The sequence below is a fragment of the Methylobacterium sp. Leaf89 genome (assembly GCF_001422215.1).
In the GTDB taxonomy this organism is placed as follows: Bacteria; Pseudomonadota; Alphaproteobacteria; order Rhizobiales; family Beijerinckiaceae; genus Methylobacterium.
Genome location: NZ_LMML01000023.1, coordinates 197,644 through 220,210 on the forward strand (window position 1 = coordinate 197,644; position 22,567 = coordinate 220,210).

Here is a 22,567-nt window from a genome sequence, read left to right on the forward strand (position 1 = left end):
CGCGGCCTTCGGCGAGGCCCCCGAAACCCCTTGAGTCCCACGGGCGGGACCGCGCCGGAGCCGCCCTCCGCCTTCCCGTGGGACGAGGCGCTGGCGCTGGGCCTTGCCCGCCTGCGCTGGCGCCCGCGCGACTTCTGGCGCGCCACGCCGCGCGAACTGATGGCCGCCGCCGGCCTGACCGGGCCTCGCACCGCCCTCGACGGGGCGGCCCTGCGGGACCTGATCGCCCGCTTCCCCGACCCGACCTGATGCGAGGACCCCCGCCATGGCCGAGACCGACCCCGACCGCAGCACCGCGGCCCGCGCCCGGCAGCTGGAGACCCTCGACCGGCTCGCCCAGCGCTTCGGCCGGAGCCTGTCCCAGGCGCTGAGCCTCAATGTCGGGGCCGGGCGCCAGCTCGACAGCGTCCTCGGCACGCTGGCGACGAAGCTCTCCAGCGTGACGGTCAAGGCGGCCCTGAGCCCGGTCAAGGCCGGGATCACCCGGCTGGTGAACGGGCTGATCGGGTCGGGCGCGGGCAGTGCCGAAGCGGCCTTCGCCGACGGCGGGGTTCTGCAGCGGGGCCGCGTCCGCCCCTTCGCGGCCGGCGGCGTCGTGGCCGCCCCGACCTACTTCCCCATGCGCGACGGCCTCGGCCTGATGGGCGAGGCCGGGCCGGAGGCGATCCTGCCCCTGAAGCGCGGCAGCGACGGGCGGCTCGGCGTCGCGACGGGCGGCCAGGCCTCCGCCCCCGTGACCATCCACATCGCCACCCCGGACCTCGAGAGCTTCCGCCGCTCGGAGGCGCAGGTGGCCGCCGGCCTCGCCCGGGCGGTGGCCCGGGGCCGGCGCGGCCTGTGAGGCGAAAGGAGGAATCCACATGGTCGACGACCCGCCGAGCGACTTCCACGAGGTCCGCTTTCCCCTCGATGTGGCCCTGCGCGGCAGCGGCGGCCCGAGCCGGCTGACCGAGATCGTCACCTTGGCCTCGGGCCGCGAGCACCGCAACAGCCGCTGGGCCGATTCCCGCCGGCGCTACGATGCCGGCTTCGGCATCCGCACCCTCGACGCCCTGCACGCGGTGCTGAGCTTCTTCGAGGAGCGGCGGGGCCGGCTCTACGGCTTCCGCTACCGCGACCGGGTCGATGCGACCTCCGGGCCGCCCTCGCGCCCGATCGCGGCCACCGACCAGCTCCTCGGCCTCGGGGACGGGGCCACCCGGGTGTTCCAGCTCGCCAAGACCTACGGCACCGGGCCCGCGCCCTATCGGCGGACCATCGCCAAGCCGGTGGCCGAGAGCGTGCGGGTGGCGGTGGACGGCGTCGCGGTGGCGGCGGCCAAGGTCGCCTGCGAGGCCGCCACCGGCCGCCTCACCTTCGCGGCCGACGCCGTGCCGGCGGCGGGCGCGCGGGTGACGGCGGGCTTCTCCTTCGACGTCCCGGTCCGCTTCGACACCGACGACCTCACCATCGACCTCTCGGCCTTCGCCGCGGGGGAGATCCCGCGGGTGCCGCTCATCGAGATCGTGCCGTAGGGGGCGCGAACCGCAGCGGCCAGGCGCCCGGTCGCCGGATCACTTTGCGGGGCGTGACGCGCCAGAGGCGCTCGGCGCCGGGGTGGTCCGCGAGGTCGGGAGCGTCGAGGACGACCTCGGAATGCCCGGTCATCTGCACGAGGTCGCCGGTCGCGAAGTCGATGAACAGAAGCCCGGCGCGCGGGTTGGCGAGCAGGTTGCCCAGGGTGTTGAAGAACCGGTTGCCGGCATAATCCGGCACCGTCAGGACCCCGTCCGCGCCGATTCGGACGAAGCCGGCGGGACCGCCCCGATGCGAGACGTCGACCTGCCGGCGGCCATCGGCGCCGAGGGCGTAGCTCGCCACGAACATCGTCTCCGCGCTCCCGATGAGGGCGCGGGCCTGCCCGTCGAGGTGGTGCGACACCCGGGGCGCGGCCAGCGAGGCCGGGACTGGCGCCGGATCGGTCCGGACGCGGATGTATTGCGGGCAGTTGCCGAAGCTCTGCGCCACGCGGACCGCGAAGCCGTCCGGGCGGTCGCGCACCACCGTGCCGTTCAGGCGGTTGCGCCGCCGCGTGCCGAGGTCGATCCCGAGGAGGCCGAGGGCGGCGCCGTCCGAGAGTCCCGCCTCGGCGGGATCGTCGGGCTCGGAAGCCGCCCGGACCCGCAGGTGCCCGGGATCGGGCGCGTCGAGGAAGCCCGGCGCCCCGGTCCGCACCGTCGCCCAGGCCTCGCCGTCCGGATCGACCGTCCCGAGCACCACGAAGGGGAGTTGGCGGTAGAAGGCGCGGTGCTGCGCGATCAGGTGGTCGCGGATCACCCGGGGACCCAGTTCGGCCATCCGCTCGGCGACGCCGACCCGGGCCTGGAGGGCGGTCTCGCCCGCGTGCCAGGGCGGGGTGGGCCGGGTTTCCGGGAGGGAGCGGGAGGGGCAGTCGGTGGGAGACATGGGCGTTCTCCTGACGGGAGGGATGGGACTCAGGCGGCGCGCAGGCCTGCCGGCGTCTGCGGGAAGGGCACGAAGCCCGGCAGCGCCTCGATGCGGGCGAGCCAGGCGCGGACGGCGCCGTAGGGGGCGAGGTCGACGTTCCCCTCCGGCGCGGCGGCGACGTAGCTGTAGAGCGCCACGTCCGCGAGGGTCGGGTGGTCGGCGGCGAGCCAGGGCCGCTCGGCGAGTTCGGCCTCGATGCGGCCGAGGATGGCGTGGGCCCGGGCGATGACCTCGGCCGCGTCGAAGGTGGCGCCGAAGACCGTGATCAGGCGGGCGGCCGCCGGCCCGAAGGCGATGGGCCCGGCCGCCACCGAGAGCCAGCGCTGGACCCGCGCCGCGCCGGCCGCGTCCTCCGGCAGCCAGTCGGTGCGGCCGAGGCGCTTGGCCAGGTAGACCAGGATGGCGTTGGAATCGGGGACGACCGTCTCGCCGTCCACGAGCACCGGCACCTGGCCGAAGGGATTCAGCCTCAGGAAGTCCGGCGTCCGGTGCTCGCCCTTCGCGAGATCGACCGCGACGATCTCGCAGGGCTGGCCGACCAGGGACAGGAACAGGCGGGCCCGGTGGGCGTGGCCGGACAGCGCGACGTGGAACAGCTTCATGGGAGGCCTCCTCGGGGACGGGGACAGAACCAGGGCCGGGGCACCGGCGACATCCGCATTCAAGACCAGGGGACGGACGGGGAGAATGCGCTTTCCGCGCAAGCCACTGTTCCGCAAAATGGAACAATCGCGAGTCGGCGGAGGACGGCATGGATCGGTGGCAGGCGATGCGGGTCTTCGTCCGGGTGGCGGAGGGCGGGGGCTTCGCCGAAGCGGCGCGCCAGCTCCGCCTCAGCCCGCCGGCCGTGACCCGGGCGGTGGCGGCCCTCGAGGCGCGGATCGGGGCGCGGCTCCTGACCCGGACCACCCGCTCGGTGAAGCTCACCGAGGCGGGCGGGCGCTACCTGGAGGATTGCCGGCGCATCCTGGCGGAGATCGCGGAGGCGGAGGCCGCCGCGGCGGGCTCCTACGCCACGCCCTCCGGCACCCTGACGGTGACGGCGCCGGTGCAGTTCGGCCGCCTCTACGTGCTGCCGGTGATCACCGAATACCTGGCCCATCACGCCGCCGTCTCGGCGCAGGCCCTGTTCCTCGACCGGATCGTCAACATGGTCGAGGAGGGCGCCGACGTGGGCGTCCGGATCGGCGCGCTTGCCGATTCCGGCCTCGCGGCGATCCGGGTCGGCACCGTCCGGCGGGTGCTCTGCGCCGCACCGGACTACCTCGACCGGCACGGGACGCCCGGGACGGTGCGGGACCTGCGCGACCACGCCGTGATCGGCTCGGCCAGCACCGGCCCCGGGACCGTCGCCCTGCGGCCCCGGCTGACCTGCAACACCATCGACGCCGTCCTGGCGGCGGCGCTGGCCGGCCAGGGCCTCGCACAGCTCCTGTCCTACCAGGTCGCCCCGGCCGTGGCGGAGGGGCGCCTGCGCCTCGTCCTCGACGATCCGGAGGCGGCGGCGATGCCGGTCCACGTCGTGAGCCCCGAGGGGCGGCGCGCACCCGCCAAGGTGCGGGCCTTCATCGATCTCGCGGTGGCGCGGCTCCGGGCCGACCCGCGAGTCAACCCGACCCGTTCCTGACATTCTTCGGGGCTTCCAGACCATGCGCGACCTGCCCCCCGACCTCGCCGCGCATCTCGCCGGCGGGGCGACCACGCTGTGCCATTGCTGGGCCCTGACCCGGCGCGACGGCGTCCGGCTCGGCTTCACCGACCACGACCGCGACCTCAGCTTCGGCGGCCTGACCTACGCCGCCCGCTCCGGGCTGGAGGCGGCCGAAGCCAGCGCCGAGCTCGGCTTCGCCATCGGCGGCGGCGAGGTCGCCGGGGCGCTCTCGGCGGTCGGGCTCACCGACGCCGACATCGCCGGCGGCCTCTACGACGCCGCCTCGGTGGAAACCTGGCTGGTGGATTGGCGCCGCCCCGAGACGCGCCTGCTCCTTGAAATCGGCACGGTCGGCGAGGTGCGCCGGGCTGGCACCGCCTTCGTGGCCGAGTTGCGCGGGCTGATGGACCAGCTCGACGCCGAGCGCGGCCGGACCTACCGTGCCACCTGCGGGGCCGATCTCGGCGATGCCCGTTGCCGCGTGGACCTGACCGATGCCCGCTTCGCCACGACCGGCACGGTGCTGGCGGCGCCGGAACCCGGCCGCCTCGCCGTCGCCCTGGCGGGAGATTTCGCGCCAGGGTGGTTCGCCGGGGGGCGCCTCGCCTGGATCGGCGACGGCCAGGCCGGACAGGAGGCCGAGATCCGCGACCAGGCCGGCGCGACGGGGACGATCCGCCTCGACCTCTGGCAGGCCCCGCCCCGCCCGGTAGCGCCGGGCGACCGCTTCCGCCTGACGGCGGGCTGCGACAAGCGCCTCGCCACCTGCCGCGACAAGTTCGCCAACGTGCCGAACTTCCAGGGCTTCCCGCACCTGCCGGGCAACGATTTCGTGCTGCGCCCCGCCCCCGGCGCCGGCCCGGGCCTCGACGGCGGCAGCCTGTTCCGGTGAGGCCGCCATGACATTCGAGACGATGACATCCGAATCGATGACGCCCGAGAGGATCGTCACCCTGGCGCGGGCCTGGATCGGCACGCCCTATCGTCACCAGGCCTCCCTGAAGGGCGTCGGCTGCGACTGCCTCGGGCTGCTGCGCGGGGTCTGGCGCGAGGCCCTCGGCCCGGAGCCCGAGGCGGCCCCGCCCTACGCCGCGTCCTGGGCCGAATCCGCGCCGCCCGGCTGCGATCCCCTGGCGGACGCGGCCGCGCGCCACCTCCTGCCCGTCGACGGTCCGCCATCGGCCGGCGACGTCCTGCTGTTCCGCTTCCGCGCTCACCTGCCGGCCCGGCACTGCGCCCTCGCCACCGGCGCCGGCACGATGATCCACGCCCATGACGGCGCCGCCGTCACGGAGGTCGCCCTGACGGCCTGGTGGCGCCGCCACCTCGCCCAGGTCTACCGCTTCCCGGGCGTGGAGGGCGGCTAACCGACGAGGTCGTCGATCGTGACGGACAGGACCTCGGCAATCCGGCGCAGGGTGTCCACGGTGCCCTCGCGCTTGCCGGTCTCGATCTGCGACAGGAACGGCTGGGCGATCCCGGCGGCCTCCGCCAGGGCGCGGGCGGTGAGGCCGCGGTGCTCGCGCCAGACGCGGATGCGGTTCTCCCCGCCAAGGATGCGGTCCACCATCCCGGAGGGCAGCAACTCCTCCTCGCCGGCTGCGAGCCGACGGCGGAATTCCTGGATCGCGAGGCGGTCGGCATTGTCCTCGGCCGCCTCGCTCAGGGCGCGAAAATCGGCTTCCGACAGGACGACGAGGCGCTCGCCGGCCGGGGTGACGATGGTCTGGGCGTTCATGGGCGAAGGTCCGTTCCGGCAGTGTCCGATGCGACGGGTTCGTCGGGGTCAGTCATAGGCGCTGCCCCGGGGGGCGACCCGGATCACGGCGAGGATCTCGCCCTGGTCCGTATAGAGGACCCGCCAGTCGCCGACCCGCAGGCGGAAGACCCCGGGTTCGCCCTTGAGGGCCTTCACGTTGTTGGCCTGGGCGGCCGGATCGGCCGCCAGCAGGGCGATCTTCGAGCGGATCATCGCCGAGACGTTGGCCGGCATCCGGCTCAGCGTCTTCAGGGCAGCCTTGCTGTAAGCGATCCGTTTCACCAACTAAAAATAGCACATCGCTATAATACCGCAAGGGCGAGTTGCCCCGAGATCTCAGACCTCGCCCCCGCTATCGGAGTCCGCCATGGCCACGCTGATCCTGCAAACCGCCGGGGCGGCGGCCGGTACGGCGCTGGGCGGGCCGATCGGCGGGATCATCGGCAGTGCCCTCGGGGCGGCGGCGGGCTCCGGCCTCGACGCCGCCCTGTTCGGGGGACTGGCGGGCGGGCGCACGGTCGAGGGGCCGCGCCTCTCCGACGTGGCGGGCCTCAGCTCCGGCGAGGGCGACCCCATCCCGCGGGTCTACGGCCGGGCCCGCATCGGCGGCACCCTGATCTGGGCGACCCGGCCCCTGGAGGTGGCGAGCCCCGCCGCCGCCAGCGCGGCCGGCGGCAAGGGCCTCGGCGGCGGCAAGGTCAAGCGGACGGCCTATGCCTACTTCGTCGACCTCGCCATCGGGCTCTGCGAGGGCCCGGTGGCGGGCCTCCGGCGGGTCTGGGCGGACGGGCGCGAGATCGACCTGACCACGGTCACCCTCCGCCTGCACGTCGGCGACGGGGACCAGGCACCGGACCCGCTCATCGTCGCCAAGGAGGGGGCGGCGAACGCCCCCGCCTATCGCGGCCTCGCCTACGTGGTGCTCGAGCGCCTCGCCCTGGCCGAGTTCGGCAACCGGATTCCGCAATTCGCCTTCGAGGTGCTGCGCCCCGTGGCAGGCCTCGCCGGGATGATCCGGGCGGTCTGCCTCATCCCCGGCTCCACCGAGTTCGGCCTCGATCCGCTGCGCGTCACCGAGGAGGCGGGCTACGGCACGACCCGCCCGGCCAACCGGTTCCAGCTGCAGGCGGGCACCGACGTCACCGCCTCCCTCGACGCGCTCCAGGCGCTCTGCCCGCGGCTGGAGCGCGTCTCCGTGGTGGCGAGCTGGTTCGGGGACGACCTGCGCGCCGGACTCTGCACCCTCGCCCCCCGGGTCGATTCCGCCGCCAAGGTGACGAGCGGCGACGCCTGGTCGGTGGCGGGCCTGGGTCGCGACCAGGTGGCGCCCGTCTCGACCGGGCCCGAAGGCGGGCCGGCCTATGGCGGCACGCCCTCGGATGCGGGCCTGACCCGCCTCGTGGCCGACCTGCACCGGCGCGGCCTCGCGGTGGTGCTCTACCCCTTCGTGATGATGGACGTGCCGGCGGGCAACCGCCGGCCGGACCCGCGCGACCCGGCCGCCGCCGGCCAGCCGGCCTATCCCTGGCGCGGGCGCATCACCTGCGACCCCGCCCCCGGGCAGCCGGCGAGCCCGGACGGCACCGCCGCGGCCGGCACGCAGGTGGCGGCCTTCCTCGCGCAGTATCGCCCCTTCGTGCTGCATTACGCGACGCTCGCGGCCGCCTGGGCCGCCGCGGGGATTCCCCTCGCCGGCTTCATCCTGGGCAGCGAGTTCGTCGGCCTCACCCGGGTGCGGGCGGAGGCGGGGCGCTACCCCGCCGTGGAGGGCTTCCGCAGCCTGGCGACGGCCCTGCGCCAGCGCCTCGGCCCGGACGTCGCGCTCGTCTACGCCGCCGACTGGACCGAGTACGGCGCCGACGTGCGCGACGGCGGCGCCACGGTCCGCTTCCCCCTCGACGCCCTGTTCGCGGACCCGGCCATCGACGCGGTGGGGATCGACTACTACCCGCCCCTGACCGACTGGCGCGACGGGGACGCCCATGCCGACCTGGCGCTCGCCGATTCGATCTACGACCCGGCCTATCTCAAGGGGCGGCTCGGCGCCGGCGAGGCCTTCGACTGGTTCTATGCCGGTGCGGCCGACCGGGCCGCGCAGGTCCGCACGCCGATCACCGACGGGGGCGCCGCCAAGCCCTGGATCTTCCGGGCCAAGGACCTCGTGGGCTGGTGGGCGAACCCGCACATCGAGCGGGAGGACGGGCGCGAGACCCGGGCGACGGCGTGGGTGCCGCGGGGCAAGCCGATCTGGCTCACCGAGATCGGGGTGCCGGCGGTGGACAAGGGCACCAACGGCCCCAACGTCTTCCCCGACCCGAAATCCGCCGAGAACGCCAGCCCGCCCGCCTCGCGCGGCACCCGCGACGACCTGATCCAGGCGCGCGGCCTCGCGGCGATCCTGGGGCGGTTCGACCCCGACCTGCCCGGCTTCGAGGCCGCCCACAACCCGGTCTCGCCGGTCTATGGCGGGCCGATGGTGCCGGCGGAGGGGATCTTCGTCTGGTGCTGGGACGCCCGGCCCTACCCGGCCTTTCCCGACTTCGACACCGTCTGGGCGGATGCGGGCAACTGGCCGGTGGGCCACTGGATCACCGGGCGGATCGAGGGGCTGGAACTCGACCGGCTCATCGCCGCGATCCTGGCCGACCTCGGGATCACCGTGCCGGCCGCCATCACCGCCGACGCGACCCTCGACGGCTACGTCATCGACCGGCCGATGTCGGCCCGGGCGGCCCTGGAGCCCCTGGCGCAGCTCTACGGCCTCGACGTCTCCGCCGCGGCCGGCGCGCTGATCGTGCGCGGGCCGCGCCGGGAGGTGCCGCAGGCGATCGCGGCGGACGACCTCGTGGTCCTGCGCGACGCGGAGGCCCCCCTGGCCCGGGTCCGGGCCGAGGAGGCGGAGCTGCCGCGCTCCCTGGCGCTCGGCTTCACCGACGGCGAGACCGCCGAGTACCGCCGGGCGAGCGCCGCCGCGACCCGGCCGACCGGCCGGCGCCGGCGCGAGACCCGGATGGAGGCCGCCGTGGTGACCCGGCGCGCCAGCGCCGAGGCCCTGGCGGAGGCCGCCCTCGACGCCGCCCTCGCGGCCCGCGACACCGCGCGCTTCACCCTGAGCCCGCGCCGGATCGACCTCGCGCCGGGCGACCTCCTGGCCCTGCCGGGGGAGCGGCTGCCGCACCGGATCCTGCGCATCGCCGACAGCCCGCGCGGGCGCGCCATCGAGACGCGGGGCGTCCCCCGTCACGGCCGGGCGCCGCGCGCGGGCGAACCGGCCGGACCGCGCCCGCGCCGGGCGGTGCCGGCCCTGGCCGGGCCGCCCTTCGCGGTCGCCCTCGACCTGCCGGCCGACCGCGGCACCCCGACCACCCTGCAGGCGCTGGCGGTGACGGCCGACCCCTGGCCCGGGCCGATGGCGATCTGGCGGGCGGAGGGCGAGGCCGCCCCGCTGGTGCCGCAGGGCTTCGTCGACCACCCCGCCTGCCTCGGCGAGACCCTGACGGCGCTGCCCCCCGGCCCGCTCTGGCGCTTCGACCGGGGCGCGGCCCTCACGGTCCGCCTGCGCCACGCCGGGGACCTCGACGCCATCGGCGAGGCGGCGGCCCTCGCGGGCGGCAACCTGTTCGCGGTGCGCAGCGCCGGGGACGGGGCGATCGAGCTGATCGCAGCCGCCGGCGCCACGCTGGTGGGGCCGGGCACCTACCGGCTCACCGGGCTCCTGCGCGGGCTGGCCGGCAGCGAGGCGCAGGCCGGGCGCGCGGCCTCGGCCGGCAGCCTGATCGTGCGCCTCGACGGGGCGGTGGTGCCCCTGGTCGAGCGCCTCGACGAGGCCGGCCGCCCGTTCCGCTACCGGCTCGGCCCGGCGGCGCGCGATCCGGCCGATCCGGCCACCGTCGCGCTGCGCGCCACGGCGGGCCTCACCGCCCTTAAGCCCCTGCGCCCCGTCCATCTCCGGGCACGGCGGGCGCCGGGGGGCGTGCGCCTCGCCTGGATCCGGAGGGCCCGGCGCGACGGGGATTCCTGGGACGCCGTTGAGGTCCCGCTGGAGGAGCCCGAGGCCTACCGGGTCACGATCTACGCCGCCGCGGGCCACCCCCTCCGGACCCTGAGCGCGGACCGGTCGGACCTCCTCTACGCCGCGGCGGACGAGGCGGCGGATTTCGGCACGCCCCAGGACCGCCTCGACGTCGCGGTGGCGCAGGTCGGCGCGGCGGCCGGGCCCGGCCCCGAGACCCGGGCGCGGGTGCCGGTGGAGCCCGCCTGAACCCGCGATTCAACCCAGTCCCGAGACACCCGGAGCCCGACGATGCCCGAGACCACCCCGATTCTGGCGCTGCCGCTGATCGCGGCCGGCCAGGCCCAGAAGCACGTCACCCACAACGAGGCCCTGATCCAGCTCGACGCGGTGGTCCAGCTCGCCTGCCGCGACAAGGACCTCGCCGCGCCGCCGGCCGCCCCCGCCGAGGGCGACCGCTACCTCGTGCTGAGCCCCGCCCCCACCGGGGCCTGGGCGGGGCTGTCCGGCCAGGTCGCCCAGTTCCAGGACGGGCGCTGGCGGGGCCTCGCGCCGAAACCCGGCTGGCTCGCCTGGATCCTCGACGAGGACGAGCTCTACATCTTCACGGCCGCCGGATGGGTCAGGTTCCGCAGCACCCTCCGGCAGCTCCAGACCCTGACGCGCCTCGGCCTCGGCACCACGGCGGACGCCGCCAACCCCTTCGCGGCCAAGCTGAACACCGCCCTCTGGACCGCCCTGACGGCGGCCGAGGGGGGCACCGGCGACCTGCGCTGCACCCTCAACAAGCAGGGGCCCGGCAACGTCCTCTCCCTGCTGTTCCAGAGCGCCTTCACGGGACGGGCCGAGATCGGGCTGTCGGGCAGCGACGATCTCACGATCAAGGTCGCGCCCGACACCGGGGGGTTCCGGGAAGCCCTGCGGATCGACCGGGCGACGGGCCGGGTCGACGTCGCCGGGCCGGCGCCCGCCCCTCTCCTCGGAGCGCCGGCCCTCCGCCTGACCCAGGACCTCGCCACGGATGGCAGCCTGCTGGCCGGCGGCCTGACGATGCAGGCGTCGAGCGGGGGCCTCGCCTGGACCGTCGCCGGCCTGGCCGGAACGGGCGGAACGGGCGGAACGGCGGGCGGCTTTCCGGGGGGCCTCGCGGTCTTCGTCAAGCCGGCGGACGGAGCCCGCTCGGGCGCCCTGCGCGAGGCGGCGCGCTTCGGGCCGGAGGGCAATCTCGGCCTCGGCACCAGCGCCCCCCTGACGACGCGGCTCGGGGTCGCCGGCATCATCGCCCACGCCGCCGACAACACCTGGAGCCTCGGCACGCCGGCGCTGCGCGCCTCGGTGCTCTATGCCGGGACCGGAGCGATCAGCACGTCCGATGCCCGCGAGAAGACGCCGGTCGCCCCCCTCTCGGAGGCCGAGATCGCCGCCGGCCGCGCGCTGGCCCGGGAGATCGGCACCTTCCGGTTCCATGACGCCGTGGCGCGGAAGGGGGACGGGGCCCGGCGCCACGTCGGCCTCACCGTCCAGCGGGCCGTCGCGATCCTGGAGGCCGAGGGCCTCGATCCCTTCGCCTACGGCTTCGTCTGCCGCGATTCCTGGCCAGCGGTCGCCCCGCAGGAGGCCGTCCCGGCCACGGAGGCCGTGCGCGACGCGGACGGCGCCACGATCGCGCCGGCGGTCCCGGCACAGGCGGCCTGTCCCGGGCGCGCGGCCGGCGAGCGCTACGGTTTCCGCACCGACCAGCTGCTGCTGTTCCTCGCCCGCGGCTTCGAGGCGCGGCTCACCGCCCTGGAGGCGGCCGCCGGTCCCTGATCCGCGCAGGTCAGCGCAGGTATCCCGCCGCCCGCAGGTCGGCCTCGACCGCCTCGCACAGGGCCGCCAAGGGGTTGTCGTTCCGGGCGGCGGGCGGCTCGACCGGCCGCATGGGCGGGAACGCCAGGTCGGGCGGCCGCGCCGACCCCTCACGGGCGATGTCGCCGGTCTCAGTCTCGGTCTCGCGTCGCAAGGCCGTCGAGATGAGCTTTCGCAGCATGTCCGCCCCCGACCCCGCGGTCCTTCCAAGTATCGCGTCAGTTATCGCGTCGCGTATCGCGCAAGTCTAGCTGCCACGCCATCAAGCGGAGACAGGCCATGAACCTCAGTGCCATCGGCGAAGCCGTGCTCATCGCGCGCGAAGGGCGCCGCCTCACCGCCTATCGCGACAGCGTCGGGATCTGGACCATCGGCATCGGCCATACCGCGGCGGCCGGGCCGCCCCTGGTGACGCCAGGCCTGCGCCTGACCGCGGCCGCCTGCGACGCCCTCTTCCGGCGCGACGTCGCCCGCTACGTCCGGGCGGTGGACGATGCCATCCAGGACGCCTTGCCCGACGCCCTGCCCGACCACGCCTTCGACGCCCTGGTCTCGCTCTGCTTCAACATCGGCCCGTCGGCCTTCGCGCGTTCCACCGTCGTCCGGCGCCTGAAGGCCGGCGACCGCGACGGCGCCGCGGCGGCGATCCTGCTCTGGAACCGCCCGGCCGCGCTGATCCCGCGGCGCGGCGCCGAGCACGACCAGTTCCTGACGCCCTACGACCGCGCCCTGCCGCGGGCGCGCCGGAGCGACGCGGCGCCGGTTCCCGCGCCAAGTGCCCTGACCCCGTCCCTGCAGCTTCCCCTGACCCCGCCCCTGCCCGTGCAGCGCCGGACGGTGCCGCGCATCCCGCCGCTGCCGCGCCGCGGCCTCGAGCCGGCCCCCGATCCGGCGCCCGGGCGGCCCGTCGCCCTGGCCCGCCTGTGGGCGACCCTCCGCAACCGCCTGCGCGGCGGCCCCTGAGGGCCGGCCCCTCCGCCTTCGCTTCGATGTCCCCACCGATGGAGTCCGCGATGATCCGATTCGTCCCCGTTCCCTCGCGCGCCCGCCCCTTGCGCGCCCGCCCCTTCGCCGCCCCCTTCGCCGCCGGCGTCGGCCTCGCCCTCTTGGCGGTCGCAGCGGCCTCGGTCGCGGGGGCTTCGGCGGCCCCTTCGGCCGCACCGGCGACCGCCGCCGTGACCGTCCCCTGGGGCGACGCCCTCGCGGCGGCAATCCAGGGCATCGGGAGCGTGGTGGTGCCCCTCGCGGTCACCGCCCTGACGGCGGCCCTGGCGCGGATCGCCGGGCCCGTGCGGGTCCTGATCACGGCCAGCCTGGTGGAGCGTCTGGTGCGCAATGTCGGCGCCTACGCGGTCAACGCGGTGGCGGGGGCGGCGCAAGGCCGCACGCTAACGGTCCCGATGGGATCGCTGGTGATCGCGGGCGCGGTCCAGCGCGGCCTCGACGCGGCTCCGGGCTGGCTCATCCGGGCCGCAGGCGGCGTCGACGGCCTCGGCGAGAAGGTGTTTCGCAGCCTGCCCCTGGCGGAGGAGGCCACGGTCGCCAACACGCTTCTGCCCGCGCTCCGGGCGGCGCGGGCGCACCGCCCGGCCTGACGGTAGGGGTCCGCGGGCGGGGGGAATCTCACGAGGGAGGGGGCCTTGCAGAAGATCGCCCTGGAGGCCGCGCACCTGCTCGTCTCACAGGAGGGCGCGGGATGGATCGTCGCCGTCCTCCTCGGCCTCGCCTGCTTCCATCTCCACCGGGACTCGGTGCGCGCCCAGGAGGCGCGCCTCGGGGATACCGGCGCCACCGCCACCGCCCTCGAGCGGGCCTCGCAGAGCCATGCCGCCGTGGCGGCCGCCCTGGAGAGCCGGACCCGGGTGCTGGACGACCTCGCCCGCGTGATCGCCGAGCTCGCGCGCAGCGTCGAGCGCAACGACGAGCGGGCGCGGGAGAAGCTGGACGACATCCTGCGCCGGCTCGCCGAGATCCGGCCGCGCCCCTGAGGACACCGCCATGGACCGCCTCGCCCTCCTGCTGAATCCCCGCCGCGACCGCCGCCGGGTGGCGGCCCTGCGCCTGCACGCCGCCCGGACGGGGTTCGACCGCTCGTCCCAGGCCCTGCGGCGGGCCGCCCTCGCGCATATCGACGGCCAGGCCCTGGTCGGAGCGACGCTCCGGGCGACCCTCGCGCGCCTCGCCGCCCAGGCCCCCGGGCCGGCCTGAGCCGCGAGCCCCCGGGAGCCCGGCGGGAACCGAATGGCCGAGGTTGGGCTTGGGTCGGCATTCAGGGCACATTCAGTGCATCCTTCCTAAACGTCATCGCATGCGCATCCTCCTCGCCCTGGTGTTGATCGGACTGACCGTCGCGGGCTTCGCGACGGGTTCGATCGACACGTTCGCGGAGGAGACGACGACGGGCACCAGCGCGGTCTCGGCGCCCTTGATCGCGATGCCCCGCAGCGAAACCTGTCTCAGTCCGGCGGACCTGCGCGAGGCCGTCGCCGAGAAGCGGGTGATCGCCCCGGTGGCCGCCATCCGCGCCGCCCGCCAGGTGATTCCCCGCGCGGAGATCCAGCGGGCCCGCCTGTGCCGGAGCGACGACACCCTCGTCTACCTGCTCACGGCCCTGCGCCGGGACGGCCAGTTCGTCCACGTCGTCGTCGATGCCACCACCGGGCAGGTCAGCGGACCGTGAAGGCTTTCGGTCGGAAGCCGTTTCGCGCCGGCGCGGAGACGTCTAACGTGCGCGCCGCGCCGACCCGCGGGTCCGGGCCATCATCGTAGGAGTTCGGGACCGTGCGGTTGCTCGTCGTGGAGGATGACCGGGACATCAACCGGCAGGTGGTGAACGCCCTCGAGGAGGCCGGCTACGTCGCCGACAAGGCCTTCGACGGCGAGGAGGGGGGCTATCTCGGCGAGAGCGAGCCCTACGACGCCATCATCCTCGACATGGGCCTGCCCAAGACCGACGGCGTCAGCGTTCTGCAGAAGTGGCGCCGGGCCGGCATCAAGACCCCGGTCATCATCCTCACCGCCCGCGACCGCTGGTCCGACAAGGTCGACGGCTTCGATGCCGGGGCCGACGACTACGTCACGAAGCCGTTCCACATGGAGGAGTTGATGGCGCGCGTGCGCGCTCTGCTGCGCCGCGCGGCCGGCCACGCCACCAGCCAGATCGCCTGCGGTCCGGTGGTGCTCGACACCCGCTCGGGCCGGGTCTTCGTGGACGGCAACCCGGTCAAGCTGACCAGCCACGAATACCGCCTGCTCTCCTACCTGATGCACCACACCGGCCGGGTGGTCTCGCGGGCCGAACTGACCGAACACCTCTACGACCAGGATTTCGACCGCGATTCCAACACCATCGAGGTCTTCGTCGGCCGCCTGCGCAAGAAGCTCGCCGTCGACCTGATCCAGACCGTGCGGGGCCTCGGCTACCTCGTCGACCCGAACCAGCCCGCGCCGCGGGTGTGATCTCAACGACGCGGACTCACCGCGAGCCGCCTCGCCCGGATCAGGGTCTGCATGTGCGCGAGCACGAGGGCGAAGAAGCGCCGCGGCACGGTTCCGTAGATCACGCTCGGCGGGTCGTGGTCGGGAATGGACCGTAGGTCCGGTCCCGGCCAAACGAAATCGTTGCCCGCGGACACGATGACCCACTGTCGCCGGTCATCGAGGCCCACGCTTTTGCAAACCTCCGCGGGAATTTACAGGACGGCGGGTCGGTCCTCGGGCTCCCGATGGGTGATCGGAACCACGATGCAGCTTCCGTCCGTGGGTTTGCGTGCGATGACCAGGACGGCGGGTCGGTCCATCCGCGATGATTCCAAACCCTCGCGACTCTCGTCCGACCAGAGGAACGCGTAGCGGATCACGGTCCCGGGCGATCGGCGGCTCGCCCGGGACTATGGTCGGAGACCTGCGCTAATCCGTGTCCGTCAGGCCTTTCGGGACCTCGGCGCTCAGGATCGCGTCGGCGATGTCATCCGGGATGTCGTCGATCGTGAACGAACGCCGGTCGCGTTCGCGCAGGCGGATGAATTCGTCATAGGCCACGAGGACCGTCTTCGGGCGCCCGTTCTTGCTGATCACGACCGGGTTACGGATCGCCTCGTCCTGATAGAATCCTGCGCGCTTGGCGAAGTCGGTGGCATCCGTATCGATCAGTTTGAACAGGTTCATGCCGATCCAAGCCTCGACAACAAGCGGAGACAGATCCGTATAATCCGTATTCTGCGGATTATACGGATCGAGTCATGGTGAGACACGGGCCTGCGCCCAGGCTAGAATGGGCGTGCCGGTCAAGCCGGAGTCGATCGAAATCTCAGGCGACCCCCCCAAGACCCGTGCGATCGGCGGCGGCACATCCTCGGCCGTCGCGTTGATTTTCGGCTGCAACGCAGATCGGCTGCAACCCAGACTTTGGCCAGCATGATTCCCTCCCCCTCCTGGCTCCCGATGCGCCGCCGCTCGATCGCGGTGCGCCTCGCCACCTCGGCGCTGCTGGCGAGTTCGGCGATCCTGCTCATCGCCGCCTGGATCCTCACGACCCTGTACCGCGAGAACACCGAGCGCGCCTTCGACAGCCGCCTGCTGGTCTACGCCAACAACCTCGCCACCGACCTCGTCTCGCCCAACGACCCCGAGAGCCGGTCCTTCACCCTGAGCGATCCGCGCTTCGACCTGCCCCTGTCGGGCTGGTACTGGCAGATCGGCCGGCCCGACGCGAAGCCGCGCGACCTGCGCACCTCGCGCTCCCTGGTGGGCGTGCCCCTGAAGGCTGCCGCCACCCCCGACAGCAAGGCGGGCATCGGCCAGATCCGCCAGGGCTACGGCCGGGCCCAGGACGAGCGCCGCCTGCGCATCATCGAGCGCGACGTCGATCTCGGCGAGGAGGGCCGCTACACCGTACGAGTGGCCGGCCCCGCCGACGAGATCGAGAACGACGTCGACCGCTTCCGCTTCTCGCTGATGGTCACCTTCGGGCTCCTCGGCCTGTCGCTCGCCCTGACGACCCTGCTGCAGATCCGCTTCGGCCTCGCGCCGCTCGCCAAGCTGCGCACGGCGCTGGGAGCCATCCGGCGGGGCGAATCGGACCGCATCACCGGCGAGTATCCGCGCGACATCGCCCCCCTGGCGGGCGAGGTGAACCTTCTCATCGAGACCAACCGGGAGATCCTGGAGCGGGCGCGGACGCAGGTCGGCAACCTCGCGCACGCCCTGAAGACCCCGCTCTCGATCATCGTCAACGAGGTCGGCGCCGCCGATGCACCCGACGACCTCGCGGCCAAGATCCGCGAGCAGGCCGCGGTGATGCGCGACCAGGTGAACTACCACCTCGACCGCGCCCGGGCCGCGGCACTCGCCGGCACCCTCGGCACCTCCACGGAGGTCGAGCCGGCGCTGGCCGGCCTCGTGCGCACCTTCGGCAAGATCTACCGCGACAAGGACATCGCCTACGAGGTCCACGTGCCGGCCGGCCTGCGCTTCCGGGGCGAGCGCCAGGACTTCGAGGAGATGATCGGCAACCTCGTCGACAACGCCTCGAAATGGGCCCACGGCCGCGTGGCGATCCGCGCCGAGGCGGTGGGCAAGAACGATTATCCCCACCTTCTCGTGGCGATCGAGGATGACGGCCCGGGCCTCGCCCCGGAGGACCGGGCGGACGTGCTCGGGCGCGGCCGCCGCCTCGACGAGACCAAGCCCGGCTCCGGGCTCGGCCTCTCGATCGTGGCCGATCTCGCGGCCCTCTATCGCGGCCGCTTCCGCCTGGAGGAGGCGACGCTGGGCGGCCTGCGGGCGGTGATCGAGGTGCCGGGCGATGCGCCGGCCGGCGTGGCCCCGCACTGAGCCGCGGACTCGCGGAGCGCCGTGCAGCGGCGTGAGGGCCGCCGATCCCCGGCCGGGATCCCGGGACCCGGTTTCCCCGCAAGCCGTCATGCTCTAGGGTTGCGTCCTCCCCCCGACGTGCTGCGCGTGACACCGTGTCGCCCGAGGCCTGCATCGTGCCGGCGGGGGCCCGCGTCTACATGCAAGCGGGGCAGCGTTCGGGGCGTGATGACGGCACTTTGGTTCATACTGGCGGTCATGACCGGCGCGGCGGTGTTCGCCCTGCTCTGGCCGATGTCGCGCCGGGCCAATCCCGCCGCCCCGCCGGAGGGCGGTGGCCTCGCCACCGAGACGGGCTTCTACGAGGACCAGCTCCGCGAGATCGAGCGCGACGAGGCCCGCGGCCTGATCGCGCCCCCCGAGGCGGAGGCCGCGCGCACCGAGGCGGCCCGGCGCCTGCTGCGCGCCAACCGCGCCGGCGTCCCGGCGGCCCAGGACATCGCCGAGCCGGCCCTGCGCCAGCGCCGGGCGGCCTCGGCCTTCGCCCTCTCCACCATCCCCCTGGTCGCGCTCATCGCCTACGGTCTCTACGGCTCGCCGCACATGCCGGCTCAGAGTGCGGCGGAGCGCCAGTCCGCCCAGAGCGGCGACCAGGACCTGCTCAAGGCCATCGGCCAGATCGAGGCGCGGCTCGCGGCCGATCCCACCGACGGGCGCGGCTGGTCCGTGCTCGCCCCCGTCTACATGCGGATGGGCCGCTTCGACGACGCCGCGCATGCCTACGAGGCCGCCACCCGCATCCTCGGCGAGACGGCGCAGCGCCTGTCCGACTGGGGCGAGGCCCTGGTGGCGGCGGCCAACGGCGCGGTCACGCCCCAGGCCAAGGCCATCTTCCAGCGGGCGGTCGACCTCGACGGGCAGGTCGCCAAGCCGAAATTCTACCTGGCGCGGGCGGCCGAGCTCGACGGCGACATTCCCCAGGCGATCCAGCGCCTCCAGGCCATGGCCGACGCGGCGCCGGCCGACGCCCCCTGGCTGCCCCTCGTCCGCGAGAACCTGGCGCGCCTGAAGGGCGAGGCCGCGCCCGGCGAGACGAAGGCCCCCGAAGCCGGCGCCGCGGCCGCCCTCCAGGCCCTGCCCCCGGCGAGCCGCGACGGCGCCATCCGCGCCATGGTCGACAGCCTCGACAAGCGCCTGGCCGACCGGGGCGGGAGCCTGGAGGACTGGCTGCGCCTCGTGCGCTCCTATGGGGTGCTCCAGGAGCGCGACAAGGCGAAGGACGCCCTGGAGCGGGCGCGCAAGGCCCTGGGCGACGATCCCGAGGCGAAGACCCGCCTCGACGCGATCGCCGCCGAGGCCGGTCTGGCCGCGGCCCCAGCGGATGCGGCCGCGGCCACGCCCTCCGCTCCTCCCGCCCGGACCGGTTCGGCCTCCGACGAGGCCGCCCGAGCCGGCACGGAGGCCGCCGTCGCGGCCGTCAAGGCGATGCCGGTGGCCGAGCGCGACGCCGCCATCCGCGGCATGGTCGCGGGTCTCGACCGCCGCCTGGCGGCCAAGGGCGGCAGCGTCGACGATTGGCTGCGCCTCATCCGCTCCTACAGCGTGCTCGGCGAGCGCGAGCGCGCCCTGCAGGCCCTCGATCGGGCTCGCATGGCCCTAAGCCCCGATGCAGCGGCCATGGAGCGGCTCGGCGAATTGTCGCGCGAGCTCAGCCTCCAGCCCAGCGCGAAGCCCGGCAATGCGGCGGCAAAGCCTTGAGCCCCTGACAATCGGTCCCGGCCCCGGCCCTTGACCCGGGTGGCGCCCCGGCCGACACCGGAACCTGCAAGAAACCCCGCCGGGCGGTCCGGCGCGGAACGCGCGCCGCCCCACCGTCCGAACCATCAACCGGGATCCTGCCCACGTGACCCGCAAGAGCCGCCGCCTGATCCTGATCGCCGCCTGCGGCGCCGTGCTGGCGTTGGCGCTCGGCCTGATCCTGTCGGCCATGAGCGGGTCGATCGTGTTCTTCCGCTCGCCCACCGAGGTGGCCGCGCAGACCGTGGCCCCGGGCACGCGCTTCCGCCTGGGCGGCCTGGTGAAGGACGGCTCGCTCCAGCGCGGGCCGGACCAGACCGTCGACTTCGCGGTGACGGACACCAACGCCACCATCGCGGTCCAGTACCGCGGCCTGCTGCCCGACCTGTTTCGCGAGGGCCAGGGGGTGGTCGCCGAGGGCACCCTGCTGCCGGGCGGCCTGTTCCGGGCCGACACGGTTCTGGCCAAGCACGACGAATCCTACATGCCGCGCGAGGTCGCCGACGCCCTCAAGGCGCAGGGCCGGTGGCAGGAGGGCAAGGGCCTGGTCGACAAGCCCGCTGCGGCCGCCCCCGAGGCCCAGACGGTCGCCGGCGACAAGACCCTCGGCCAGCGCAGCGAGCGATGATGCCCCGCGCGCCCCGGCCCGTCCCCCGTCGGCCCCGCGTCCCGCGGCACATCCTCCCTTGGAAGGACACCCCGCCTTGCTGATCGAGGTCGGCCATTTCGCGCTCGCCCTGGCGCTCGCCCTGTCCCTGGTCCAGGCGGTGATGCCGGTCTGGGCCGCCCGCTCGGGCGACCAGGCCCTGCGGGCCGTGGCGACGCCCGCCGCCCTCGGCGCCTTCGCCTGCATCCTGTTCAGTTTCGGGGCGCTGACCTACGCCCACGTCACGTCGGACTTCTCGGTCCTCAACGTGATCGAGAACTCCCACACGGCCAAGCCCTTCCTCTACAAGATCTCCGGCGTGTGGGGGAACCACGAGGGCTCGATGCTGCTCTGGGTCCTCATCCTCGCCCTGTTCGGGGCGCTGGTGGCTGTCTCCCGCGAGTCCGTGCCGCCGACCCTGCGGGCGAACACCCTGGCGGTGCAGGGCCTGATCACCTTCGTGTTCGTGCTGTTCATCATCACGACCTCGAACCCGTTCACCCGGGTGAGCCCGGCCCCGGTGGAGGGCAACGACCTCAACCCGCTGCTCCAGGATTTCGGACTCGCGGTGCACCCGCCGCTCCTCTACGTCGGCTATGTCGGCTTCTCGATCACCTTCGCCTTCGCCATCGCGGCGCTGATCGACGGGCGCATCGACGCGGTCTGGGCCCGGGCCGTGCGGCCCTGGACCCTGATCGCCTGGAGCTTCCTGACGCTCGGCATCGCGATGGGCTCGTACTGGGCCTATTACGAGCTCGGCTGGGGCGGCTGGTGGTTCTGGGACCCGGTCGAGAACGCCTCGCTGATGCCCTGGCTCGCCGGCACCGCCCTCCTGCATTCCACCGTAGTGATGGAAAAGCGCGACGCCCTGAAGGTCTGGACGGTGCTGCTCGCCATCCTCACCTTCTCGCTCTCGCTCCTCGGCACCTTCATCGTCCGCTCGGGCGTGCTGACCTCGGTCCATACCTTCGCCACGGACCCGACCCGCGGCGTCTTCATCCTGGCGATCCTGATCCTGTTCATCGGCGGCTCGCTCACCCTGTTCGCCTGGCGGGCGCCGATGCTGCGCCAGGGTGGCATCTTCGCGCCGATCTCCCGCGAGGGCGCGCTGGTGATGAACAACCTGTTCCTGGCCGCCGGCTGCGCCACCGTCTTCGTGGGCACCCTCTACCCGCTGCTGCTGGAGATGCTGACCGCCGAGAAGATCTCGGTGGGGCCGCCCTTCTTCAACTACACCTTCGTGCCCCTGGCGATCCCGCTGCTGCTCATCGTGCCCTTCGGCCAGACCCTGGCCTGGAAGCGCGGCGACGTGCACGCGGCGACGCAGCGCCTGTTCGCGGCCCTGGCCGCCGCGCTGGTGGTCGGCCTCGCCGTGACGGCCCTGACCTGGGGCGGCCCGATGATGGCACCCGTCGGGATCGGCCTCGGCGCCTACCTCGTCATCGGCTCCGCGATGGAGATCGTGTCCCGCGCCCGCGGCTACGGCGGCAACCGCGCCCGCGGCGCCGCGATCTGGCGCCGCGCCGCCGGCCTGCCGCGCTCCGCCTGGGGCACCGCGATGGCCCATGCGGGCGTCGGCGTCGTGGTCCTGGGCATCGCCGCGCAGGGCTGGGCGACGGAAGGCTTGAAGACCCTGAAGCCCGGCGAGTCCCTCGCCTCCGGCCCCTACGTGGCGACCCTCGACCGGGTCGGTCCGCGCACCGGCGAGAACTACGCCGAGACCACCGCCTTCCTGACCATCCGCAACGCGGGCGGCGACTTCGTGGGCACGGTGGAGACCGGCAAGCGGTTCTATCCGAGCCGCAAGATGACGGTGACGGAATCCGGCCTGCTGACCATCGGCGCGAGCCAGGTCTATGCCAGCCTCGGCGAGGTCCTGCCGGAGGGCGCCATCGGCTTGCGGCTCTACTACAAGCCCCTCGTGCTGCTGATCTGGCTCGGCGCCGTGGTGATGGCGCTGGGCGGCGCGATCTCCCTGACCGACCGGCGCATGCGCGTCGGCGCCCCGGCGCGGGCACGGGCCAAGCCCGTCCCGCCCGGCATGGCCCCCGCCGAATGAGCCGGGCCGTGCTCCCGCACCTCGCCCTGGCGCTCGGGCTGACGCTGGCCTCTGTCGGCGGCGCCCTGGCGGTCCAGCCGGACGAGGTGCTGAAGGACCCGGCCCTGGAAGCGCGTGCGCGGGACATCTCGTCGGGCCTGCGCTGCCTCGTCTGCCAGAACCAGTCCATCGACGATTCCGATGCTCCCCTCGCCCGGGACCTGCGCCTCATCGTGCGCGAGCGCCTGACCGCCGGCGACGACGACAAGCAGGTCCAGGCCTACGTGGTCGGGCGCTACGGCGAGTACGTGCTGCTGCGCCCCGTCTTCGCCCTGCACACCCTGCTCCTGTGGCTGACCCCGGTCGCGGTGATCGGCCTGGGCCTGTTCGGGCTCTGGCGCCTGTCCCGCCGCCGCCCGGCCGCGGCCGCCGCGGGCCTCAGCGCCGAGGAGCGTGCCGAGATCGCCGCTCTGACCCGGCGAGACTGACCCCGGCCCGGCTGCGGGCCGAGCGCG

Annotated in this window: 26 protein-coding genes; 19 read left to right on the forward strand and 7 right to left on the reverse strand. The window is 74.3% G+C overall.

Annotated elements, in window-relative coordinates:
* From ASF18_RS09010 to ASF18_RS09020, 3 genes are all read left to right on the forward strand, one after another.
* Positions 1-249: phage tail assembly chaperone (locus ASF18_RS09010; RefSeq protein WP_244472636.1), on the forward strand; the 249-nt coding region annotated here is incomplete at its 5' end.
* Positions 250-265: 16 nt separating this feature from the next.
* Positions 266-841 carry a phage tail tape measure protein gene (locus ASF18_RS09015; protein ID WP_056350933.1) on the forward strand — a complete coding sequence of 192 codons (576 nt, stop codon included), beginning with the start codon at positions 266-268 and terminating at the stop codon, positions 839-841.
* 19 nt (positions 842-860) lie between these two features.
* A complete protein-coding gene (locus ASF18_RS09020; protein ID WP_056350936.1) occupies positions 861-1,514 on the forward strand; it encodes a DUF2460 domain-containing protein in 654 nt (217 codons plus the stop codon).
* Here the strand turns inward: ASF18_RS09020 and ASF18_RS09025 are convergent.
* Together ASF18_RS09025 and ASF18_RS09030 are read right to left on the reverse strand one after the other, a co-directional pair.
* The gene (locus tag ASF18_RS09025) at positions 1,495-2,445 is read right to left on the reverse strand and encodes a pyridoxamine 5'-phosphate oxidase family protein (protein ID WP_056350938.1); all 951 of its coding nucleotides are present in this window, start codon (positions 2,443-2,445) and stop codon (positions 1,495-1,497) included. The two genes, ASF18_RS09020 and ASF18_RS09025, sit on opposite strands and share 20 nt — an antisense overlap.
* Before the next feature lie 29 nt (positions 2,446-2,474).
* Positions 2,475-3,089 (reverse strand): glutathione S-transferase, encoded by a 615-nt coding sequence (locus ASF18_RS09030; RefSeq protein ID WP_056350940.1) that lies wholly within the window; start codon positions 3,087-3,089, stop codon positions 2,475-2,477.
* 149 nt (positions 3,090-3,238) lie between these two features.
* On the opposite strand from ASF18_RS09030, the gene ASF18_RS09035 reads away from it, so the two are divergent.
* The 3 genes from ASF18_RS09035 to ASF18_RS09045 are packed head-to-tail and all read left to right on the forward strand — an operon-like array spanning position 3,239 to position 5,505.
* Positions 3,239-4,114 carry a LysR family transcriptional regulator gene (locus ASF18_RS09035; protein WP_056350942.1) on the forward strand — a complete coding sequence of 292 codons (876 nt, stop codon included), beginning with the start codon at positions 3,239-3,241 and terminating at the stop codon, positions 4,112-4,114.
* A 22-nt stretch (positions 4,115-4,136) separates the two neighbouring features.
* The gene (locus tag ASF18_RS09040; protein WP_056350944.1) at positions 4,137-5,030 is read left to right on the forward strand and encodes a DUF2163 domain-containing protein; all 894 of its coding nucleotides are present in this window, start codon (positions 4,137-4,139) and stop codon (positions 5,028-5,030) included.
* Between the two features lie 7 nt (positions 5,031-5,037).
* On the forward strand, positions 5,038-5,505 hold the full coding sequence (locus ASF18_RS09045) for an NlpC/P60 family protein (protein WP_244472637.1): 468 nt from the start codon (positions 5,038-5,040) through the stop codon (positions 5,503-5,505).
* On the opposite strand, the gene ASF18_RS09050 is transcribed toward ASF18_RS09045, so the two are convergent.
* Positions 5,502-5,876: a helix-turn-helix transcriptional regulator gene (locus ASF18_RS09050; RefSeq protein WP_056211922.1), complete on the reverse strand. Its 375-nt coding sequence runs from the start codon at positions 5,874-5,876 to the stop codon at positions 5,502-5,504. The two genes, ASF18_RS09045 and ASF18_RS09050, sit on opposite strands and share 4 nt — an antisense overlap.
* A gap of 48 nt (positions 5,877-5,924) precedes the next feature.
* Positions 5,925-6,179 carry a type II toxin-antitoxin system RelE/ParE family toxin gene (locus ASF18_RS09055; RefSeq protein ID WP_056212124.1) on the reverse strand — a complete coding sequence of 85 codons (255 nt, stop codon included), beginning with the start codon at positions 6,177-6,179 and terminating at the stop codon, positions 5,925-5,927.
* Positions 6,180-6,264: 85 nt separating this feature from the next.
* Between ASF18_RS09055 and ASF18_RS09060 the strand changes: the two genes are divergently transcribed.
* Both ASF18_RS09060 and ASF18_RS24660 read left to right on the forward strand, forming a co-directional pair.
* A complete protein-coding gene (locus tag ASF18_RS09060; RefSeq protein WP_056350946.1) occupies positions 6,265-10,158 on the forward strand; it encodes a glycoside hydrolase/phage tail family protein in 3,894 nt (1,297 codons plus the stop codon).
* Positions 10,159-10,200: 42 nt separating this feature from the next.
* A complete protein-coding gene (locus tag ASF18_RS24660; RefSeq protein ID WP_056350948.1) occupies positions 10,201-11,718 on the forward strand; it encodes a DUF2793 domain-containing protein in 1,518 nt (505 codons plus the stop codon).
* Between the two features lie 10 nt (positions 11,719-11,728).
* Here ASF18_RS24660 and ASF18_RS09070 read toward each other — a convergent pair whose 3' ends face one another.
* The gene (locus ASF18_RS09070; protein ID WP_056211916.1) at positions 11,729-11,938 is read right to left on the reverse strand and encodes a hypothetical protein; all 210 of its coding nucleotides are present in this window, start codon (positions 11,936-11,938) and stop codon (positions 11,729-11,731) included.
* Between the two features lie 98 nt (positions 11,939-12,036).
* On the opposite strand from ASF18_RS09070, the gene ASF18_RS09075 reads away from it, so the two are divergent.
* The 6 genes from ASF18_RS09075 to ASF18_RS09100 all read left to right on the forward strand — a co-directional run bounded on the left by ASF18_RS09075 (position 12,037) and on the right by ASF18_RS09100 (position 15,216).
* Positions 12,037-12,720, forward strand: coding sequence for a lysozyme (locus ASF18_RS09075; RefSeq protein WP_082487291.1), 684 nt, complete (start codon positions 12,037-12,039; stop codon positions 12,718-12,720).
* A gap of 50 nt (positions 12,721-12,770) precedes the next feature.
* Positions 12,771-13,352, forward strand: coding sequence for a hypothetical protein (locus tag ASF18_RS09080; RefSeq protein ID WP_082487334.1), 582 nt, complete (start codon positions 12,771-12,773; stop codon positions 13,350-13,352).
* Positions 13,353-13,397: 45 nt separating this feature from the next.
* A complete protein-coding gene (locus tag ASF18_RS09085; protein ID WP_056277385.1) occupies positions 13,398-13,745 on the forward strand; it encodes a hypothetical protein in 348 nt (115 codons plus the stop codon).
* A gap of 10 nt (positions 13,746-13,755) precedes the next feature.
* On the forward strand, positions 13,756-13,965 hold the full coding sequence (locus tag ASF18_RS09090) for a hypothetical protein (protein WP_056350953.1): 210 nt from the start codon (positions 13,756-13,758) through the stop codon (positions 13,963-13,965).
* A 100-nt stretch (positions 13,966-14,065) separates the two neighbouring features.
* On the forward strand, positions 14,066-14,437 hold the full coding sequence (locus ASF18_RS09095) for a PepSY domain-containing protein (protein WP_056211910.1): 372 nt from the start codon (positions 14,066-14,068) through the stop codon (positions 14,435-14,437).
* A 101-nt stretch (positions 14,438-14,538) separates the two neighbouring features.
* Positions 14,539-15,216: a response regulator transcription factor gene (locus ASF18_RS09100; RefSeq protein WP_056211908.1), complete on the forward strand. Its 678-nt coding sequence runs from the start codon at positions 14,539-14,541 to the stop codon at positions 15,214-15,216.
* A 2-nt stretch (positions 15,217-15,218) separates the two neighbouring features.
* Here the strand turns inward: ASF18_RS09100 and ASF18_RS24390 are convergent, their stop codons facing one another.
* Together ASF18_RS24390 and ASF18_RS09110 are read right to left on the reverse strand one after the other, a co-directional pair.
* Complete coding sequence (locus tag ASF18_RS24390) at positions 15,219-15,425, reverse strand: hypothetical protein (RefSeq protein ID WP_056350955.1); 207 nt, start codon at positions 15,423-15,425, stop codon at positions 15,219-15,221.
* Between the two features lie 241 nt (positions 15,426-15,666).
* Complete coding sequence (locus ASF18_RS09110) at positions 15,667-15,924, reverse strand: type II toxin-antitoxin system prevent-host-death family antitoxin (RefSeq protein WP_056350956.1); 258 nt, start codon at positions 15,922-15,924, stop codon at positions 15,667-15,669.
* A gap of 249 nt (positions 15,925-16,173) precedes the next feature.
* Between ASF18_RS09110 and ASF18_RS09115 the strand changes: the two genes are divergently transcribed.
* The 5 genes from ASF18_RS09115 to ASF18_RS09135 all read left to right on the forward strand — a co-directional run bounded on the left by ASF18_RS09115 (position 16,174) and on the right by ASF18_RS09135 (position 22,540).
* Positions 16,174-17,592: a sensor histidine kinase gene (locus ASF18_RS09115; protein WP_056211902.1), complete on the forward strand. Its 1,419-nt coding sequence runs from the start codon at positions 16,174-16,176 to the stop codon at positions 17,590-17,592.
* Positions 17,593-17,799: 207 nt separating this feature from the next.
* Complete coding sequence (ccmI, locus tag ASF18_RS09120) at positions 17,800-19,329, forward strand: c-type cytochrome biogenesis protein CcmI (protein ID WP_056350957.1); 1,530 nt, start codon at positions 17,800-17,802, stop codon at positions 19,327-19,329.
* A 145-nt stretch (positions 19,330-19,474) separates the two neighbouring features.
* Entirely contained in the window at positions 19,475-19,996 is a 522-nt protein-coding gene (ccmE, locus tag ASF18_RS09125) for a cytochrome c maturation protein CcmE (RefSeq protein ID WP_056211898.1), read from the forward strand.
* A 76-nt stretch (positions 19,997-20,072) separates the two neighbouring features.
* Positions 20,073-22,073 (forward strand): heme lyase CcmF/NrfE family subunit, encoded by a 2,001-nt coding sequence (locus tag ASF18_RS09130; RefSeq protein ID WP_056350958.1) that lies wholly within the window; start codon positions 20,073-20,075, stop codon positions 22,071-22,073.
* The gene (locus ASF18_RS09135) at positions 22,070-22,540 is read left to right on the forward strand and encodes a cytochrome c-type biogenesis protein (RefSeq protein ID WP_056277367.1); all 471 of its coding nucleotides are present in this window, start codon (positions 22,070-22,072) and stop codon (positions 22,538-22,540) included. The genes ASF18_RS09130 and ASF18_RS09135 overlap by 4 nt, the downstream gene beginning before the upstream one ends.
* The last annotated feature ends 27 nt before the right edge of the window (positions 22,541-22,567 follow it).

Excerpts from the sequence above, each read along its gene's own strand:
- ASF18_RS09040 (WP_056350944.1), top strand. The coding sequence starts at position 4,137 with ATGCGCGACCTGCCCCCCGACCTCGCCGCGCATCTCGCCGGCGGGGCG.
- ASF18_RS09030 (WP_056350940.1), bottom strand. The coding sequence starts at position 3,089 with ATGAAGCTGTTCCACGTCGCGCTGTCCGGCCACGCCCACCGGGCCCGC.
- ASF18_RS09035 (WP_056350942.1), top strand. The coding sequence starts at position 3,239 with ATGGATCGGTGGCAGGCGATGCGGGTCTTCGTCCGGGTGGCGGAGGGC.
- ASF18_RS09020 (WP_056350936.1), top strand. The coding sequence starts at position 861 with ATGGTCGACGACCCGCCGAGCGACTTCCACGAGGTCCGCTTTCCCCTC.
- ASF18_RS09050 (WP_056211922.1), bottom strand. The coding sequence starts at position 5,876 with ATGAACGCCCAGACCATCGTCACCCCGGCCGGCGAGCGCCTCGTCGTC.
- ASF18_RS09135 (WP_056277367.1), top strand. The coding sequence starts at position 22,070 with ATGAGCCGGGCCGTGCTCCCGCACCTCGCCCTGGCGCTCGGGCTGACG.
- ASF18_RS09080 (WP_082487334.1), top strand. The coding sequence starts at position 12,771 with ATGATCCGATTCGTCCCCGTTCCCTCGCGCGCCCGCCCCTTGCGCGCC.
- ASF18_RS09115 (WP_056211902.1), top strand. The coding sequence starts at position 16,174 with ATGATTCCCTCCCCCTCCTGGCTCCCGATGCGCCGCCGCTCGATCGCG.
- ASF18_RS09110 (WP_056350956.1), bottom strand. The coding sequence starts at position 15,924 with ATGAACCTGTTCAAACTGATCGATACGGATGCCACCGACTTCGCCAAG.
- ASF18_RS09090 (WP_056350953.1), top strand. The coding sequence starts at position 13,756 with ATGGACCGCCTCGCCCTCCTGCTGAATCCCCGCCGCGACCGCCGCCGG.
- ASF18_RS24660 (WP_056350948.1), top strand. The coding sequence starts at position 10,201 with ATGCCCGAGACCACCCCGATTCTGGCGCTGCCGCTGATCGCGGCCGGC.
- ASF18_RS09045 (WP_244472637.1), top strand. The coding sequence starts at position 5,038 with ATGACATTCGAGACGATGACATCCGAATCGATGACGCCCGAGAGGATC.
- ccmI (WP_056350957.1), top strand. The coding sequence starts at position 17,800 with ATGACGGCACTTTGGTTCATACTGGCGGTCATGACCGGCGCGGCGGTG.
- ASF18_RS09095 (WP_056211910.1), top strand. The coding sequence starts at position 14,066 with ATGCGCATCCTCCTCGCCCTGGTGTTGATCGGACTGACCGTCGCGGGC.
- ASF18_RS09075 (WP_082487291.1), top strand. The coding sequence starts at position 12,037 with ATGAACCTCAGTGCCATCGGCGAAGCCGTGCTCATCGCGCGCGAAGGG.
- ASF18_RS09060 (WP_056350946.1), top strand. The coding sequence starts at position 6,265 with ATGGCCACGCTGATCCTGCAAACCGCCGGGGCGGCGGCCGGTACGGCG.
- ASF18_RS09015 (WP_056350933.1), top strand. The coding sequence starts at position 266 with ATGGCCGAGACCGACCCCGACCGCAGCACCGCGGCCCGCGCCCGGCAG.
- ASF18_RS09070 (WP_056211916.1), bottom strand. The coding sequence starts at position 11,938 with ATGCTGCGAAAGCTCATCTCGACGGCCTTGCGACGCGAGACCGAGACT.
- ASF18_RS09025 (WP_056350938.1), bottom strand. The coding sequence starts at position 2,445 with ATGTCTCCCACCGACTGCCCCTCCCGCTCCCTCCCGGAAACCCGGCCC.